This is a genomic window from Treponema sp. OMZ 799 (assembly GCF_024181365.1).
Lineage (GTDB): Bacteria > Spirochaetota > Spirochaetia > Treponematales > Treponemataceae > Treponema_B.
The window spans coordinates 1-16,773 of sequence record NZ_CP051301.1 but is presented as its reverse complement, the minus strand read 5'-3'; the positions used below and the strand labels follow the sequence as shown (position 1 = coordinate 16,773).

14 protein-coding genes, 1 tRNA gene and 1 pseudogene are annotated in these 16,773 nt (G+C 39.0%); 7 read left to right on the top strand and 9 right to left on the bottom strand.

Annotated features, from left to right (window positions below; all coding sequences use genetic code 11):
- The first annotated feature begins 43 nt into the window (after positions 1-43).
- The gene (locus E4O04_RS00085) at positions 44-1,042 is read left to right on the top strand and encodes a DHH family phosphoesterase (protein WP_253686585.1); all 999 of its coding nucleotides are present in this window, start codon (positions 44-46) and stop codon (positions 1,040-1,042) included.
- Positions 1,015-2,205, top strand: coding sequence for a TraB/GumN family protein (locus tag E4O04_RS00080; RefSeq protein ID WP_253686583.1), 1,191 nt, complete (start codon positions 1,015-1,017; stop codon positions 2,203-2,205). Before E4O04_RS00085 ends, E4O04_RS00080 begins: the two co-directional genes overlap by 28 nt.
- 99 nt (positions 2,206-2,304) lie before the next feature.
- On the opposite strand, the gene E4O04_RS00075 is transcribed toward E4O04_RS00080, so the two are convergent.
- Positions 2,305-2,376 (bottom strand) — tRNA-Cys (locus E4O04_RS00075).
- Between the two features lie 83 nt (positions 2,377-2,459).
- Between E4O04_RS00075 and E4O04_RS00070 the strand changes: the two genes are divergently transcribed.
- From E4O04_RS00070 to E4O04_RS00060, 3 genes are read left to right on the top strand one after another with little or no spacing between them, the layout of a single operon-like run.
- Entirely contained in the window at positions 2,460-2,918 is a 459-nt protein-coding gene (locus E4O04_RS00070) for a hypothetical protein (protein WP_253686581.1), read from the top strand.
- 8 nt (positions 2,919-2,926) lie between these two features.
- Positions 2,927-4,600 (top strand): glycoside hydrolase family 3 protein, encoded by a 1,674-nt coding sequence (locus E4O04_RS00065; RefSeq protein ID WP_253708817.1) that lies wholly within the window; start codon positions 2,927-2,929, stop codon positions 4,598-4,600.
- Positions 4,600-5,496: a GNAT family N-acetyltransferase gene (locus tag E4O04_RS00060; protein WP_253686577.1), complete on the top strand. Its 897-nt coding sequence runs from the start codon at positions 4,600-4,602 to the stop codon at positions 5,494-5,496. Before E4O04_RS00065 ends, E4O04_RS00060 begins: the two co-directional genes overlap by 1 nt.
- Positions 5,497-5,527: 31 nt before the next feature.
- Here the strand turns inward: E4O04_RS00060 and E4O04_RS00055 are convergent, their stop codons facing one another.
- The 3 genes from E4O04_RS00055 to E4O04_RS00045 are packed head-to-tail and all read right to left on the bottom strand — an operon-like array spanning position 5,528 to position 8,522.
- The gene (locus tag E4O04_RS00055; RefSeq protein ID WP_253686575.1) at positions 5,528-6,097 is read right to left on the bottom strand and encodes a hypothetical protein; all 570 of its coding nucleotides are present in this window, start codon (positions 6,095-6,097) and stop codon (positions 5,528-5,530) included.
- A 50-nt stretch (positions 6,098-6,147) separates the two neighbouring features.
- Complete coding sequence (locus tag E4O04_RS00050) at positions 6,148-7,155, bottom strand: CDP-alcohol phosphatidyltransferase family protein (protein ID WP_253686573.1); 1,008 nt, start codon at positions 7,153-7,155, stop codon at positions 6,148-6,150.
- 14 nt (positions 7,156-7,169) lie between these two features.
- Entirely contained in the window at positions 7,170-8,522 is a 1,353-nt protein-coding gene (locus E4O04_RS00045) for a glycine--tRNA ligase (RefSeq protein ID WP_253686571.1), read from the bottom strand.
- Between the two features lie 156 nt (positions 8,523-8,678).
- Between E4O04_RS00045 and E4O04_RS00040 the strand changes: the two genes are divergently transcribed.
- Entirely contained in the window at positions 8,679-9,881 is a 1,203-nt protein-coding gene (locus E4O04_RS00040; protein ID WP_371922250.1) for a DDE-type integrase/transposase/recombinase, read from the top strand.
- Positions 9,882-9,988: 107 nt separating this feature from the next.
- Here E4O04_RS00040 and E4O04_RS14120 read toward each other — a convergent pair.
- The 5 genes and pseudogenes from E4O04_RS14120 to gyrB all read right to left on the bottom strand — a co-directional run.
- A pseudogene (locus E4O04_RS14120) lies at positions 9,989-10,546 on the bottom strand (ATP-binding cassette domain-containing protein); the annotation flags it as partial.
- A 136-nt stretch (positions 10,547-10,682) separates the two neighbouring features.
- On the bottom strand, positions 10,683-11,855 hold the full coding sequence (locus E4O04_RS00025; protein ID WP_253708816.1) for an RNA-binding domain-containing protein: 1,173 nt from the start codon (positions 11,853-11,855) through the stop codon (positions 10,683-10,685).
- Positions 11,856-11,877: 22 nt separating this feature from the next.
- Positions 11,878-12,552: a hypothetical protein gene (locus E4O04_RS00020; RefSeq protein WP_253708814.1), complete on the bottom strand. Its 675-nt coding sequence runs from the start codon at positions 12,550-12,552 to the stop codon at positions 11,878-11,880.
- A gap of 25 nt (positions 12,553-12,577) precedes the next feature.
- Positions 12,578-13,297 (bottom strand): DUF5058 family protein, encoded by a 720-nt coding sequence (locus E4O04_RS00015; RefSeq protein WP_253708812.1) that lies wholly within the window; start codon positions 13,295-13,297, stop codon positions 12,578-12,580.
- Between the two features lie 41 nt (positions 13,298-13,338).
- On the bottom strand, positions 13,339-15,255 hold the full coding sequence (gene gyrB, locus E4O04_RS00010) for a DNA topoisomerase (ATP-hydrolyzing) subunit B (RefSeq protein ID WP_253686627.1): 1,917 nt from the start codon (positions 15,253-15,255) through the stop codon (positions 13,339-13,341).
- A gap of 108 nt (positions 15,256-15,363) precedes the next feature.
- On the opposite strand from gyrB, the gene dnaA reads away from it, so the two are divergent.
- A complete protein-coding gene (gene dnaA, locus E4O04_RS00005; protein ID WP_253686629.1) occupies positions 15,364-16,773 on the top strand; it encodes a chromosomal replication initiator protein DnaA in 1,410 nt (469 codons plus the stop codon).

Below are 16,773 nucleotides of genomic sequence, written 5' to 3'. Positions count from 1 at the left end.
CTTTTTTTTATGATATATTATTCCCATAATTTAGGATTATTTTATGGAAGAAAAATTATCTACGCTTTGCTCGGTTTTAAACAAAGATCAACCGGTACTTGTACAAACTCATGATTTTCCCGATCATGATGCAATAGGAGCGGCCTATGCTCTTTCAAAACTTTTAGAAAATTACGGCTATACAACAGAAATAGCTTACGGAGGACTCGTTCAAAGTCTTCCCTTGATCGAATTCGTCAAATATCTAAATAACCCTCTTTTAAAAGTAGAAGAAATTGAAGATCTCAAAAAATATCAAGTTATAATTGTAGACGGCTCTCCCTTTAAAGCTACGGTTTCAAAGGTTGGAGGAGTCCTAAAAGCCATTATAGACCATCATCCTCCCCGCACAAAATCCACTGCAGCATACATGGACATAAGACCCGAAATGGGAGCCTGCTGCTCAATTATCTGGTCATACTGGAAAGAAAGCGGTAAAGAATATGACAGAATAACGGCTACTGCAATGATTGCAGGTATTCAGCTTGATACATCATTTTTATCAAGACGAGTCAATCATCTTGATATGGATGCCTATTATGAACTTTATTTTAAATCCGATGTTCAGACAATGTATCAAATGATTAAAACGACAATACACATTGGTGAACTCGAAGAAATAGGCAGGGCATTTACCGATTATTTTCAGATAGGAAACTTCCTCTTGGTGGAATTAAGCAAAGACTATTCGAGAGCTATTTTGTCGGTTGTAGCAGATTTTTTAATTTGGATCAAGGATATTTCTTTTGTTATCGTAATAGAAACAAACGGAGACGAATACAAACTATCTGCCAGAAGCCGCGATAAAACCCTCGATGCAGGTTATCTTGTTAAAGAAGCTCTAAGCGGTATAGGAAGAGGAGGCGGACATGCACATATGGCCGGAGGAATAATCGACTCTAAAAAATATCCCGGAAAAAAAATACTTTTAGGCTCAATCGTTGAGCTTGCAAATTCAGACAGAAAGGAATCACTGTGGACGAAAATAATGAAAAAACTTTAAAGCGTATTCTTTTAAAGGACCGCGAAATTATTCTTTTAGGAACAGCACATGTTTCTAAAGAAAGTATTAAGGATGTTGAATCTACAATTCGAAAAGAAAATCCCGATTGTGTATGTGTAGAATTGGATGAAGGAAGATACAAATCCCTAACCTCAAAAGATGCATGGCAGCAAATAAATATTTCCCAAGTATTGCGGGAAGGCAAAGGCTTTTTACTCCTTGCAAACCTTGTTTTATCCTCCTTTCAAAAAAAACTCGGAACCGACCTCGGTGTAAAACCCGGAGATGAAATGAAGGCGGCAATCGAAGTTTCTCAAGAACTAAACATAAAAACCGAAATGGTTGACCGCCCGATTCACACAACCTTAAAACGAGCTTGGGCAAAAAACCGCGGCTGGGGCAGATCGAAGCTCTTGGCAACTCTTTTAAGCGCCGCCTTTTCCAACGAAAAACTTGATGAAGCCGAAATCGAAAAATTAAAAAATCAAAGCGCAATGGACAATATGATGCAGGAAATGGCAGAGTACCTTCCAAACATAAAAGGCGTCTTAATCGATGAAAGAGACCGCTATCTTGCATCAAAAATTTGGGAAAGCGGCGGAAAAAAAATCGTAGCCGTCTTGGGGGCAGGACATCTTCCCGGAACGGAACGCTTTATAAAAGAACTTGAGGCTGGTACAAAAACAACAGACGTATCAGACATTGAGGTAATCCCTCCCAAAAGTACCGCAAGCAAGGCAGCCTCTTGGATATTTCCGGTAGTTATAATAGGCTTAATCATTCTCGGCTTCTTTAAGGGAGGCGGCATAAAAACCGGACAAATGCTTTTATCCTTTGTACTCTGGAACGGAGGACTTGCGGCAATCGGTGCCTTAATTGCACTCGGCCATCCTCTCGCTATCCTTGCATCCTTTTTGGGAGCCCCATTTACGACTATCAACCCTCTTTTGGGTATAGGAATGATTTCGGGACTGGTACAGGCTTGGGCAAAAAAGCCTCAGGTAAAAGACATGGAAAACCTCACAAACGATGCCGGCACCTTTTCAGGCTGGTATAAAAACAGAATAACAAAGGTTCTGCTTGTTTTTATTCTTTCTTCGCTTGGAAGCTCGATAGGAACATTTATAACGGTTCCTGCCCTTATTGCAAATCTGATTAAATAAGAATGCCAACATGAATATAGGCTATAAGGCTTATAAAAAAGGAGGGGAACCTCTGTAAAGGAGGTTCCCATTATGAAAAAAAAACTAAAAAATGGAAAAAGGCGCCGATCAGAATCGAACTGATGAATGAAGGTTTTGCAGACCTGTCCCTTACCACTTGGGTACGGCGCCGAAGTTTAGATAGTATATCAAAAAATACAAACTTTGACAAGGCCTTATAGCAATTTTAATAAAAAAATAGTATAATGACAGATATGTTTGAAATGGAACCTGTTATAATAAAGAAAATATTTAAGAACAAACCTCATTATATTCTTACATGGTCGCCTCTTACAAAGGCCGATAAATACAAGATAAACCGTGCAGTTCCCGCCGTTTCTGGTGTTTACGAGCTGTACAAAATGGATAAGGAAAAGCACCTCAATCTTTTATCGGTAACCCACGCGTGGTACGGAGGTTTAAGAAGCAATATACGGGAAGCAATCGACCCCGATACAAAAATAGATCCCGAAAGAAGAAAAATATTGGAAGATGACGATATAGAGCTTTACTACAGGTATTCATGCTCCGACTCCTTTGGAGATCTGCTGGACGTCGTTTGGTTCTTGCATTCGACATATTTTCCTGACGATATTCGTGTAGAATCATCAAAACGATATGAAAATTTTTTCCTTACGGAAAGAGCACCCGATAAGGTTTACTGGCTGGAATAAATAAACTTATGAAAACCGAATTCTCCCTTACAAAAAAGAGCATACTATCTTTTGTCTGTATTTTTTTATTGACGGTCAATTTGAACTCCAATTCTGCCGTAAAAAGGTTGCCTAACTTTTACGATAATGTGCCGAGTGAAAAACTGGCATCCGAAATAGTCGAAAACATGACCGATGAAGAACTTTTGGCTCAAACCTTTATGTTCGGCTGGGCCGGTCAAGATCCCGGAGACTTACTTTTATCATGGATTGAAGACTCCGGACTGGGCAGCATCAAGATTTTCGGCTGGAACACCGGAGACTCCCACAAGCTTGCCAAGTCAATTTCACTTTTGCAAAAAAAATCCCTCGAAGGAAGATTCGGCATCCCGCTCTTTGTTGCAACCGATCAAGAAGGGGGCTGGGTACGGCATGTCAAAGGATTAACCTCAGAGACTCCGGGAAACCTTGCAATAGGAGCATCAGGCATACCCCAAGATTCTTACTATTCAGGCTATTATATTTCAAGAGAAATAAGAGCCCTAGGTATAAACTTAAATTTTGCTCCCACTGTAGATCTTTTAACGGATCATGACTCCTCAATAATAGGCCCCCGCTCCTTTGGAGACTCCCCTCATGCCGCCGGTATCTTAGGAGCAGCCTTTGTAAGGGGAAGCAGGGATGCAGGCGTTCTTACAACAGCAAAGCATTTTCCGGGCCACGGAGATACCAGCATCGATAGTCACGGCCGTTTACCTAAAATCGACATATCCGAAGAAACCTTCCGCAGCAGGGAGCTGATACCTTTTAAATACCTGATAGATGCCGGCGTACCTGCAATTATGACAGGACACCTAAATTTTTCGTCAATCTTACCTAATGGAGAACCGGCCACCTTTTCCAAATATCTTTTAAAAGATATCCTGCGCGGAGAACTTGGCTTTAAGGGACTCATAATTACCGATGACATGATGATGCACGGCGCTATGAATTTTGCAGGCGGCATTGCAAAGGCCGTGAAAATGGCCTTAGAAGCCGGAAACGATATAATCGAATCCTCGACAACACCTCGGCACTATCAAGCGTTTTGGAAGGATAATATCAGGGCAATGAAGGACGACCCCCAATTTAAAGAAAGGGTAAAGGATGCAGCCTTTAGAATTTTAGTTGAAAAATTAAAGTATTTTAAAAGCGATAACCATGTTCCCATTATGCCCGATATAGAAAAACTTGATGAAAACATCCCCGATAAGGAAGGCCAAAAATTCTTTTTAAGCCTGGCGGGCCGCTCAACTACAATAGTGCGCGATGCAGATATCCCTTTTGAACCTGAAGAACATGAGGATATCCTCCTTGTGTCTGCCTATAAAGATTTTTTTAAATACGGCTTAAAACGTTTCCCCAAGGCAAAAATAATAGAGGTAGACTCAGCCTATCACCATGCACGGCGCTTTGATACAATAATTTTTTGTCTTTCCGATAAGTACTCTTTAAGTGTTTTACAAAAAATAATGCAGGCCTATCCCAAGAAAAAATACATAGTTATTTCAGTCCTGTCCCCCGCATTTTTGGCAAAGGTCCCTAAAGCTGAAACGGCTATTGCCATTTACAGCTATTCGCCTGCATCCTTTACCGCTGCATTCGGAGCCCTTTGCGGAGATTTTAATGCTAACGGAAGACTTCCTATCTCAGGAATAGAGTAATGAAATGCCCGGTTCTTCATCTTACAAGCAGCAATATAAATCTCTTCATCGATAACATTCTACCCTATGAACACTTATGCGTAAATCTTGCCGAATGTCTAAAAAAACAAAAAAGATTTTTTGATGCAGGCCAAGAACTTTTTACCTTTATAAAGGCTGATGCCTTTTTTTCAAATAATCAAGAATTTATAGGGATTTTATTTTTAGCAGCTCACAGTGTTTTACTCCATTGCTTTACCAAAGAAATTACTGATGATATTGCAAAATATATCAAAAAAGATTTTTTAAAACACACAGAACCTCTTTCCGTGATGGGAGAAAAAAACACCTCCATCTATTTAGAAAAATTAATAAATGAAAGTCTGTCACTTGTGCCTGACCGTTTTGAAAACTACAAACTTCTTACCCTCAAAACAAAACCTTCAGCACCTAACATTTTTTGTATAAGGGCTTCCGATAATTTAAATACCGAATTGGAATTTATAAAACCTCCGATTCAAGATGCAGAACTCCTTTGCCCGATGGAAATAGAATACAATGAAACCGAAGTATTGGCCCCAGGAGTAAGAGCCTCTCACGAATCCTGCCTAAAGCTTCTAAAAAAAAGAATAAACAATCATGCCCTATATGCAGTAAAAAAAGACGGCAAGTATATTGCAAAGGCCGGAATAAATGCTTCCGGTTTTAGATGGAATCAAATAGGCGGAGTCTTTACAAGAGCGGAATATAGAAATAAGGGTGTGGGTGCGGCAAATATGATGATGCTGATAAATGACTGCTTTCAGTATAAAAAAAAATGCGCCCTCTTTGTAAAAATTAAAAATCAGGCAGCAAGGCAAATGTATAAAAAAATAGGATTCAAAGAATCGGGAGATTTTCGGATCTCATATTTTTAAAAAAACAATTGAAAATTAAAAAGAACTTACTCTAAAAATTTGCTAAAAAGAACATTGCAAGCAAGGAAGCATATCTGGCCTTTTCTTCAGATATAATTTCCACCTTTGAAAGACGTGTAACATAATACCAAAAAAATCCGAAGTCAGGATCAATGCGGAATGCATACTCGACAAAAGAATCGGTTTTTACCAAGTCTCCAAAAAGAAGGGCAACAACATCGCGTAAAATTGCAAAACAATCTTCAAATGATTCCTTGTATGCCGCAGGATGCTCCGATCTTATAAGTTTTTCACATAAAGAATTTATCCTGTACAAGGTATCTTCTTTACATTCTTCATCATCTTTTTCAACCCAAGTTTTTTGTACAAGCAGCTGAATATTTTTCATAAAACTTTCTATCAAGTTTTTTTCGGCATCTATCTTGGTTCTATCCGTATAAATTTCAAAAGAAGCCCCTCGTCCGAAGGCCTTGGATATTTTTAAAGCCGATGAGACAAGCTCCGTATCTGCAGCATCTATAAATCTTGGAATTTCAAAAACTGCAATCTCTTTTATTTCAGGGGACATCAAAAATTCATCATTAAATATCGGATCAACCATGGCTATACCTTGCTATTTTATCAAGATTTTGTCAATACCTTAAAAGCATTTTATTTACTTTTTTTTGCAGGAAGAGGATTTTTCCAATACCAGCAATGCTTATATTTTTTTAAAAATATCGAAAATCTTATTATTATCCTTATTAAAAGATATAAACTTTGGGCTGCTCCGATAATAATAGAATATTCTAAGAACACAAAATAGAGTAAGCAGCTTAAGGGCACTAAAAAATCGGGCAAAGCTTCTCTTAACTTTTCTGCCGTAGCTGAAAGAACCGATTGAATAAACAACACATTATAGAATGTAATAATCACGGTCTGCATAAATATCGGAGCCTGAACTTTCCAAACTAAAACAGCTCCTATGAGGGCAGAAAATACAAGGTGTAAAAATAAACGTATAGTCAATTTTTTTGTTCTAAAAATAACTAGAATTCCTGTAAGCCAAGCCGCTCCAAAGGCAGCAAGCATAATTATGTGAATAATGCTCAAACCTAGCACAATAGAATGAGAACTAAGTTCTCTAATAGCGCTAAAAGAAGCAAGGGCTGCCGTAATTGTAATTGCCATCGCACCTTCACTTGTACTAAAGAGAGCAAACTGCATTACCCCGTCTTTAAAGCGGCCCCAAAATGTTCCTATCTGACCTACATATAAAAACTGATATACGCAAAAAAGCAAAATCGGATTTGTAACCCTAAAACAAAGCATTAAAATACCGGTAAGAAGTCCTGTAACAAAGCTGTCCAAAAAATGATCAAAATATTCCCCTAATGAGGAACCGGTCTTTGTTCTTCTTGCCTGTATTCCATCCGAACAATCGCCTACAATATAAGACCAGCATAGGATCGGTATAAGCCATAAAAACTTATACGCATCATGTAAATAGTTTATATAAGCAATAAAAAACGCAAGGACTACAAGGCCATTGGAAAATATCGTTATTATATTGGCCGGAACGGATTCAGGTAAAATCCTTACAAGGGGGAAAACAAAATACTTGTAAAGCAGAGGAGTAAGTAAGGACTTATCCTCTGCACTGTAAGAGTAATTTTCCATTAATTATTCTTTTACTATACTCTTTTATAGTTTTTAATTTCTGTCTTTATTCTTGAAATTAATTCAGCCCTGGGAATCCTAACCTGTTCCATGGAATCTCTAAAACGCAGGGTAACCGTATTATCTTCTTTTGAATCATAATCTACAGTTACGCAGAAAGGAGTTCCGACCTCATCCTGACGGCGGTATCTTTTTCCGATAGCTCCGGCTTGATCGTAATCGGTCTTAAATTCCTCTTTAAGCTCATTTCGAATTTCAGCAGCCAATTCTGCAAGCCCGTCTTTTTTCATCAAGGGAAGAACAGCTACAGTTATAGGAGCAATATTCGGGTGGAAGCGAAGTACGGTTCTCCAATCATCATCGTTTCCCTTATCGGCAACCTTTTCTTCATCGTAAGCATCACAGATAAACATAAGCACATTTCGTGTTAATCCGGCTGATGTTTCAATTATATACGGAATGTATTTTTCGTTTCCGTTATCTTGATCGATGTACTGCATATCCTTGCCTGAATACTCGGTATGGCGTGTAAGGTCATAGTTGGTTCGGTTGTGTACACCCTCAAGCTCCTTAAAGCCCATCGGGAATTCGTATTCAATGTCGTAAGCATCTTTTGCATAATGGGCAAGTTCATCTTTGCCGTGCTGGTGCCATTGAAGCTTATTTGTTCTTACTCCGTATTTTTCATAGAAGGCCCAGCGCTGTTTTTTCCAATAGTCGAACCATTCATCATCGCTTCCGGGCTTTACAAAAAACTGCATTTCCATCTGCTCGAATTCGCAGGTTCTAAAAATAAAGTTTTTTGTAACAATTTCGTTTCGGAAGGCCTTTCCGATCTGTGCGATTCCGAAGGGAATCTTCATTCGGTTAGATTGAATAATATTTTTATAGTTTACATAGATACCTTGAGCCGTCTCCGGGCGAAGATAAATAACACTTGAGTTATCGTCAGTAGGACCAATATGAGTTTTAAACATAAGATTGAATTTACGTGTATCGGTAAGCTCGCCTCCGCAATCGGGACAAACTTTTTTTTCAAGGTTTTCAGGAGAAAGATGGTCTGCTCTAAAGCGGCTTTTACATTTTTTGCAGTCAACTAAAGGATCGGTAAAATTTTCAACATGGCCGGAGGCTTCCCACGTGCGGGGATGCATCAAAATTGCAGCATCAAGCCCTACAATATTATCATGAAGTTGTGTCATCTCCTTCCACCATGCACGCGAAACATTATTTTTTAATTCTATTCCTAAAGGGCCGTAATCCCATGCACCGTTTTGTCCCCCGTAAATTTCGGATGATTGAAAAACAAAACCTCTTCTTTTACAAAGACTTACAATTTTTTCCATTGAAATTTTATGATCTTCCATAAAGTATCTCCCTTTTGCTAATAAGAATTACTGATTATAATATTTTTTTAATCTTTATACAAGTACCCGCATTGCCTCACGTTAAATCTAACCGAAAAAAAAGCTGTTCATCACGTAAAAATCTAACTTAAAATAGAAGCCCTAAGGAAGGGCAAAATGAGGTTAGATATGAAAATGAGAAAGAAGCTGACTGAGGAAATAGTGAAACGGTACTGCACTGCGTGCAAGAAACAAAAGACGAAAATCCTCGATGAGTTTGTCGCAACAACCAAATACAACCGAAAGTATGCAATTCACATTCTGAAAAACAGTGCATACATAAAAATAACGCATTTTAACAACGTCGCCAAAAAGAGTGTGAATGTTATTAAAAAGACACGAAAAAAGCGAACCTATGAAAAATACTACGGTCAAGACGTACAAGAGCAAGTCATCCGGCTATGGATTTTTTCGATGTACCTATGTTCAAAACGGCTCGTGCCTTTTATACGTGATAATATCGATTACTTTGCTCAAAAGTTCGGTTATGATGAACAACTTAAAGCAAAACTTGCTCGCATATCAAGCGCAACGGTCGGTAGGATTCTCAAGCCTGAAATTCCAAAACATTCTATCCGAGGTATTTCAACAACACGGCCTTCAAAGAATCTTAATAAGCTCATTCCAATCCGCACCTTTTTCGACTGGGATGAACGCAAACCGGGCTTTTTTGAGGTTGACACTGTCGCAAACTGTGGTATAAGTACTAAAGGACAGTATATTTGCACACTTACCCTTACTGATGTTCATTCAGGTTGGACGGAAAATAGAGCCCTTTTAAACAAAGCTCACCGATGGGTAAAAGAAGCGATAGAGGATGTGAAAATAAACTTACCGTTTCAGATGAAAGGTATTGATAGCGACAACGGAAGCGAGTTTAAGAATATGCAGCTTTTGCAATGGTGCAACACGAATAATGTTATCTTTACTCGAAGCCGATCGTATAAAAAGAATGATAATTGTTTTGTTGAACAGAAAAATGACAGTGTGGTAAGACGCATTGTCGGCTACTATCGATTTGAGGGAGAGGAGACACGAAGCGTTATGGCTGACCTTTATGAGCAATATAACATGCTTGTAAACTTCTTTTTTCCTTCAATGAAGATTATTTCAAAGCACAGGGTAGACGCAAAGGTCATAAAGAAATATGATGAAGCTAAGACACCGTATCGTAGGCTTATGGAGAGTTCTGATATAAGCGATGCTGAAAAAGATGAACTGCGACGTAGGAAGGACAGACTAGATTTACAACAGCTGATTGATAAAACACAAGAGCTACAGAGCAAACTTATTTCAATGGCTCACAGCTGGTCTACATAACTACGGTTAGATTTTTACTTGAGTAACGCATATCATTTGGGTTAGATTTTTACATGAGGAAATACGGACTGATTGAGAGAATAAATAAATCGCTATTTGTGATTAAATTATAGATTTTCTTCTATAAAATTTTTTCTTTGGCTGTTATAAAGTTCTGCGAATAAACCGTTTTGAGCTAAAAGGCTTTCAAAGTTTCCTTTTTCGATTACGGTACCTGAATCGATTACGATTATATCGCTGCAGGACCTTACGCTTCCCATTCTATGAGTTACGATGAGCGAGATTTTTCCCTTGCCCTGCATAAGGATGCTTTAGATAAATTCGTTTTCGGCTATCGGGCCTATTGCTGAAGTGGGTTCATCAAAAAATATTATATCGCTTTTTTTGATGAAGGAACGCAAGGCGGCAAGCCTCTGTCTTTGTCCGCCTGAAAATTCTTTACCGCCGTATTGCATTCCCAAAACGAGGGAGTAATTATTTTCAAGCTTCTTTTCAAAGTCTTTTCCTAAATATTTTACCTTTTCGATTTTTTCTTTTTCCTCTTCCTCAGAGTGTTCGGGTTTTATAAAAATATTTTCGTCCACAGTGTAGCCTGAGTAAACGGCGAAGTCTTGGAATACCGCCGACAGCCTTTCCCGGTATGAATCCATATCCAAATCAGCAATCCATAATATCAAAATAGTTTTGAACGTACCCCATTATCGTAAAATACCATCTTCCGTACATAGCCCGCTACGGCACTTACCCTGAAAGGCGAGGCCTTAAAAAAAAGCTTAAAGGTTCTGATAAAAGGATACTTGGTCATTTAGATTTTTCCGGTCTTGGTATAATTACTTTAAATTGTTCACCTTGAATATCATTTATTAATTCTATATTAGGCTGCTCGGATATGGCTCTTTTAATTCCTGACCCTAAACCGCTAAAAGGTAAAAGATGCAAAGCGTAAGAAACTAATTGGTTGTTTCTTATTACAGGATTTCCGAATTTTATTTCTTCAACAGTCAGGCTATTAGGTAATTTACCCGGGCTAATTATTTCGACTCTATTATCAAAAATGAGAATTCTAATGGGGGAATTTTTAAAATAATCTCTATGCAGCAAGGCATTTTGTAATACTTCGATAAGAGCTATTTCAGAGATTTCAAGAATTCCTGTCGAGTTAAACCCCTGTTCTTTTTGAACATGGTGTAAACAAGATTTTAAATATCTCATAGCTTCATCAAAAAGTTCAGGAATTGTACCTTTTAGATCCGAAGGTTTGTTTCTATAGTAATTTTCCGATATATCGTTTCCAAAAAAAGAAACAAATTTAATCGTAAAAGCCGGTTTTATTTCTTGAGGATTTTTTCCAAAAAAAAGCAATCCTGCAAGCGTTAAATGTTCATTTCGCAAAACCCGTTTTGCTTTTAAGGCTTGTTCAAGATTTAATCCCTTATCTTCATATGTTGTACCGAATTCTTTTTTAAAAAATTCTGAAAATTTTTCTTTATTGATATCATCTACGGAGGTTCCATAAACTTCCATTTCATCGGCAAGTAAATTCGCACTTTGTTGGAATAAACGCATTATCTCCGAATTATCGGTTACAAGTCTTTTATTTGCTCCTTGTTTTATAAATATTTCGCCTTTTGATGTTTTATAAGGTTTATTTATTCCTTCTTGAATATGAATAGCTAAAATATATTTAGAGGCAGGTGTTTCTATTTTTAATACTTCAGTTGCAATATAAACAGGAGGCTTTAAATTATCGGCAGCTTGAGATATCCTTTTACCATAATCCTCTATTTTTTCGGGAGATAAACCTAAGATTTCACCGGTAACATCTTTAATTCCTATTAAAATAAGTCCTCCTATGGAGTTAGACATTGCAACAATTTCTTGAGCGATGCTTTCCAAATTAGGTAAATCTTGTTTAAATTGAACCTTGCTTGTTTCTCCTAATGTAATAATTTCCAATAGATCTTTAGTATTCATAAATGTATATCTCCATTTATTTTTATATCTTCCCTTTCTTATACATTATCCTCGTGTAGATGATTGTAATAATAGCTCCGACAGGGATGAGCATACTTATGGCTTTTCCCAGCTGAGGCATGGCAATAAAAAGAATCAGCATAAAGGCAAAGGGAACAACGGCAATCTTAGGATTTTTTGCAACGAAGACTATCAAGAGGCCGCCGAAAAGGGCCGGCAGGATGTTTTTAAAGGCCGGAGCCATAATAGGAGATTCCAAAATTGGCTTTAACTGAGTTAGCAAAAGCATTCCCGCTATTAAAATAAGGGTTGTCGTTATGGAAGAAACTGCAACGGCTATTGTGGTAACCACGTCGCCTTCTTCGGTGTTGGCTTCAACCTTTGCGGCCTCCAAGGCTAAGACTCCGCAGGGAACCTTTAGGTTTGTTAAGTTTCCTGTGATAAAGCCTACATAGGTTCCGCCTGCTCCTAGCATGGGTGCAAAGGTAAAGGCTTCAATAATTCCTACCGGCCAAAAAATAACGGCAACACCGAAAAGCCCCCTCAAAAGGAGCCAAAAATTGGGCCAAGTATTATAGTAAATACAGGTAAAAAGAGGATAAGAAAGAAACATAATAATGGCTATTACCATCCATATTCTACCCCACCTATGTATGCTTTTTTCGTATGAACTGAACTCGATTTGTTTATCTTGCATAATTCCTCCTATAAGAACCGGTGATTTAACCTATCAGCATTGTGATCGGAATGGAAAAGGCCATTCCGCCCAAAAGGCTTATCGGCATAGCATAGCTTTCAAGCCATTTAGACCTTGTCTTCTTTACGATTAAACCGCAGATAAGCATTAAGAGGGCCGAAAAGAACATCACAAAAACGGGAATCCATCCCCTAAGTCCCAGACGGATTTCCGAAAATATCATTCCTAAAAAGGCGGAAATCATGCCCATAAAGAGGGCATCGATGAGGAGCTTGCTCCATCTTTCATCCTTGGACTTCATCTTAATAAGATTTTTTTGCATCTTGGGTAAGAAAAGAGCAATCACCACAATCCCCGAAATTATTCCGAGGGCCATAACCCAAGAAATAGTCGTATAGGCTGCCGCATCTGCAATCGGCTGATCCAAGGGAATATCCAAGACCGATGCTGCTGTGCTTGCAGCCGTAAGCTCATAGGTCAAGGCTCCTAGAACCGAAAGACGAAGCCAGGGCAGAGGAAGACCTAAAAATTTGGAAAGGCTTATCATTCCGAGAATGATGGAAATGGCGGGAGCGATCGTAAAAACCGCCGCTCCGGAAATAATTTGCTTTATCTTTTTTTTGGGCATGTTTAACTCTTTTGCCCGCTTTAAAGCCTTTACCAAAAAAAAGACTGATTGCAGCAAAACAAAGAGAATCACAACTCCCGCAAACCAAAAGAGCACAGAACTATTAACATCAAACATACATACCCCCAAACTTTTTTTATCGATTAATCAAATATTTATTACACATCCAAATTTGCGTAGACGGCGTTTTCTTCGATGAACTTTCGGCGGGGCTCTACTTCTTCGCCCATTAGGGTGCTGAAAATTCTGTCGGCTTCAACGGCGTCCGGAAGGGTAACCCTCATCATCTTCCGCCTTGCAGGGTCCATGGTCGTTTCCCAAAGCTGGGTGCCGTCCATTTCACCCAAACCCTTATAACGCTGAACAGCAGCATTGTTTCCCCGTCCGATTTCGTCCAAAACGGAATCTCTTTCGTCATCATTGTAAACATACCACTCTTTTTTATTGTGAGAAATTTTATAAAGAGGCGGCATGGCAATGTAGACATAGCCCCTTTCGATAACCTGAGGCATGTATCTAAAAAAGAAGGTCAATAGCAGGGTGCGGATATGGGAGCCGTCAACGTCGGCATCAGCCATTATTATAACCTTGTGATAGCGGAGTTTTTCTATATTAAAATCCTTGCCTATACCCGTGCCGAGGGTAGCAATAATCGGCTGGAGCTTTTCGTTGTTTACAACCTTGTCGAGACGGGTTTTTTCGACATTGAGCATTTTTCCCCAAAGTGGGAGAATAGCTTGCGTCTTGCTGTCTCTTCCCTTTTTGGCTGAACCGCCTGCAGAGTCTCCCTCAACTATGTAAACCTCACAAGCCTCGGGGTCTTTTAAAGAACAGTCTGCAAGTTTTCCGGGGAGGCCGAAGCTGTCTAAACCGCTCTTCCTTCTGGTAGCTTCCTTTGCTCTTCGGGCTGCAATTCGGGCTGCGGCCTCGGCAACGCATTTTTCCAAAACCTTTTCGACCTCATTCGGGTTTTGTTCAAAAAAGAGGGTGAGTTTTTCGTTTACAAAGGAATCGACTATACCTCGAACCTCGCTGTTGCCCAGCTTTGTTTTGGTCTGTCCTTCAAACTGGGGTTCGGGAACCTTTACGGAAACGATGGCGGTGAGACCTGCGCGGACATCTTCACCCGTAAGTTTTTCTTCCTTATCCATCTTTTTTACAAGTTTAGGATATTTCTTTAAAAACTCGTTCATCACGCGGGTGAGGGCTGTCTTAAAGCCTTCAAGATGAGTTCCGCCCTCGCGTGTATTTATATCGTTTACAAAGGAAAGAAGGTTTTCGTTATATCCGTCATTGTACTGAAGAGCAACCTCGCAGATAATATCGTTTTTTTCGCCTTCGATAAAAACCGGAGTTTTAGGGAAAACCTGTTTTGAGGCATTTAGGTATGAAACAAACTGAGATATTCCGCCTTCAAAGGCAAAGGTAACTTCTTTTGGAGTGGAAAGGCGTTCATCCCTCATCGTGATGGAAATTCGGCTGTTTAAGAAGGCCAGTTCCCTCAAACGGGTTGCAAGCACTTCAAAATTGTATACGGTAGTTTCGGTAAAGATGGAAGAATCTGCTGCCCACCTGATAACCGTACCGCTTTTTTCGGTTTCGCCTATCTTTTTTACGGGTTCAAGGATTGAGCCTTTTTCAAACTTTGCATAGTGCTCAAAGCCGTCCTTGTAAACCTTGGCTTCCATCCAGACTGAAAGAGCGTTTACAACAGAAACACCTACACCGTGTAAACCGCCTGAAACCTTGTAAGAACCCTTGTCGAACTTACCTCCGGCATGGAGGCGGGTTAAAACCAGCTCCAAGGCACTTATTTTTTCTGTCGGGTGAATATCTACAGGAATACCTCGGCCGTTGTCTTCTACACGCACAATATCGTTAGGTTCAAGAACTACCAAAATTTTATCGCAAAAACCGGCCATAGCCTCGTCTATACAGTTATCTACAACCTCATACACAAGATGATGAAGGCCGTCCGGCCCCGTTGAACCTATATACATACCCGGTCTTTTTCTGACCGCTTCCAATCCCTTTAAAACCGTAATATTATTTGCCGAATAATTTGACTTTGTCATTTTTTTTCCTTAAAAACTTATAAATTCCCATAAAATTTGACAATAAATGCCTTTTTTTATTCTATCATTATTGCAAAAAAAAGTAAAGAAGTAGTATAATGGCACACTATGAGCGAATGGGATTATAAAATTTTTTGGGATGAAGCTGTTAATCAGTTTAAGGAAGAGTTACCCCTTTCTATATTTTCTATGTGGTTTCTGCCGTCTAAGTATGAAAAATCTACGGAAAATTCCGTATATCTGAGTGTTCCGTCGAAATTTTTTAGAGATCAGATGGTTCATAATTATAAGAACAGTATCGAAAAAAAATTATTTGAGCTTTCAGGTAAAAATTTATTTATAGATTTTATCATTAAAGCAAAGACTTCTGAAGATATTTCTAAAGAAGAAGATGAGGAAGCGGCCGATAAAAAAGCAGATGCCGAAAAGCCGTCATCAACGGAGCCTAAGAAAAAATCTTTAAAAGCTGAGGGCGGAAGGGGGCAGCATCCCGATTTGAGGCCTGAGTATAATTTTGAGGACTTTGTTGTAGGGCCGAATAATAACTTTGGAGTAAATGCCGCTATAGCAGTTTCTACCAATCCCGGAAGCGCTTATAATCCGTTTTTGATTTACGGAGGGGTTGGTTTGGGCAAAACCCACCTTATGCAGGCTATAGGAAATAAAATATGGAACACGACAAAGCTTAAGGTTATTTATGTTACGGCAGAGAACTTTACAAACGAATTTGTAGAATGTGTTCAAAAAAAGATGATGCCTGCATTTAAGAGTAAGTACCGAAAGGCTGATGTCCTTCTCATAGACGATATCCACTTCTTTCAAGGAAAGGTGGAAACTCAAGAAGAGCTTTTTCACACCTTTAATGAGCTCTATGAAAAAAATAAGCAAATTGTCTTTACCTGCGACCGTCCGCCTGCAGAGCTTAAAAACCTTTCACAGCGTTTAAAATCGAGGTTTGAAAGGGGATTAAATGTAGACTTGCAAACACCGGCTTACGAGATACGCTATGCGATTCTTTTAAAGAAAATGGAAAAACACAGCACAAAGATTCCGAATGAAGTTATCGACATGGTTGCAAAAAATATTTCTTCAAATGTCCGTGATTTGGAAGCAGCCTTAACAAAACTCATCGCCTATACCGAGCTTACAAAGAAAACTATGGACGAGGCTACGGCAAAGAATCTTTTAAGGGATATTTTCGGTTCAACCCGTCAAAGAAATGTTACCATAGACCTCATTCAAAAAACCGTAGCAGACTATTTCAGCATTTCGATTTCGGATATTAAAAGCAAAAAACGTACGAAGAGCTTTTCGTTTCCGCGTCAAATTGCGATGTTCCTTTGTAGGGAAATGACCGAGTGTTCTACAACCGAACTAGGCAACGAATTCGGAGGCCGGGATCATACAACCATCTTGCACGGCTGTAACAAGATTGAAGAACAAATTGCAGCCGATCCGAGCTTAGAAAAAATCATCCATGATCTTAGAAACACGATAAAAGAAAATACGAATAAATAG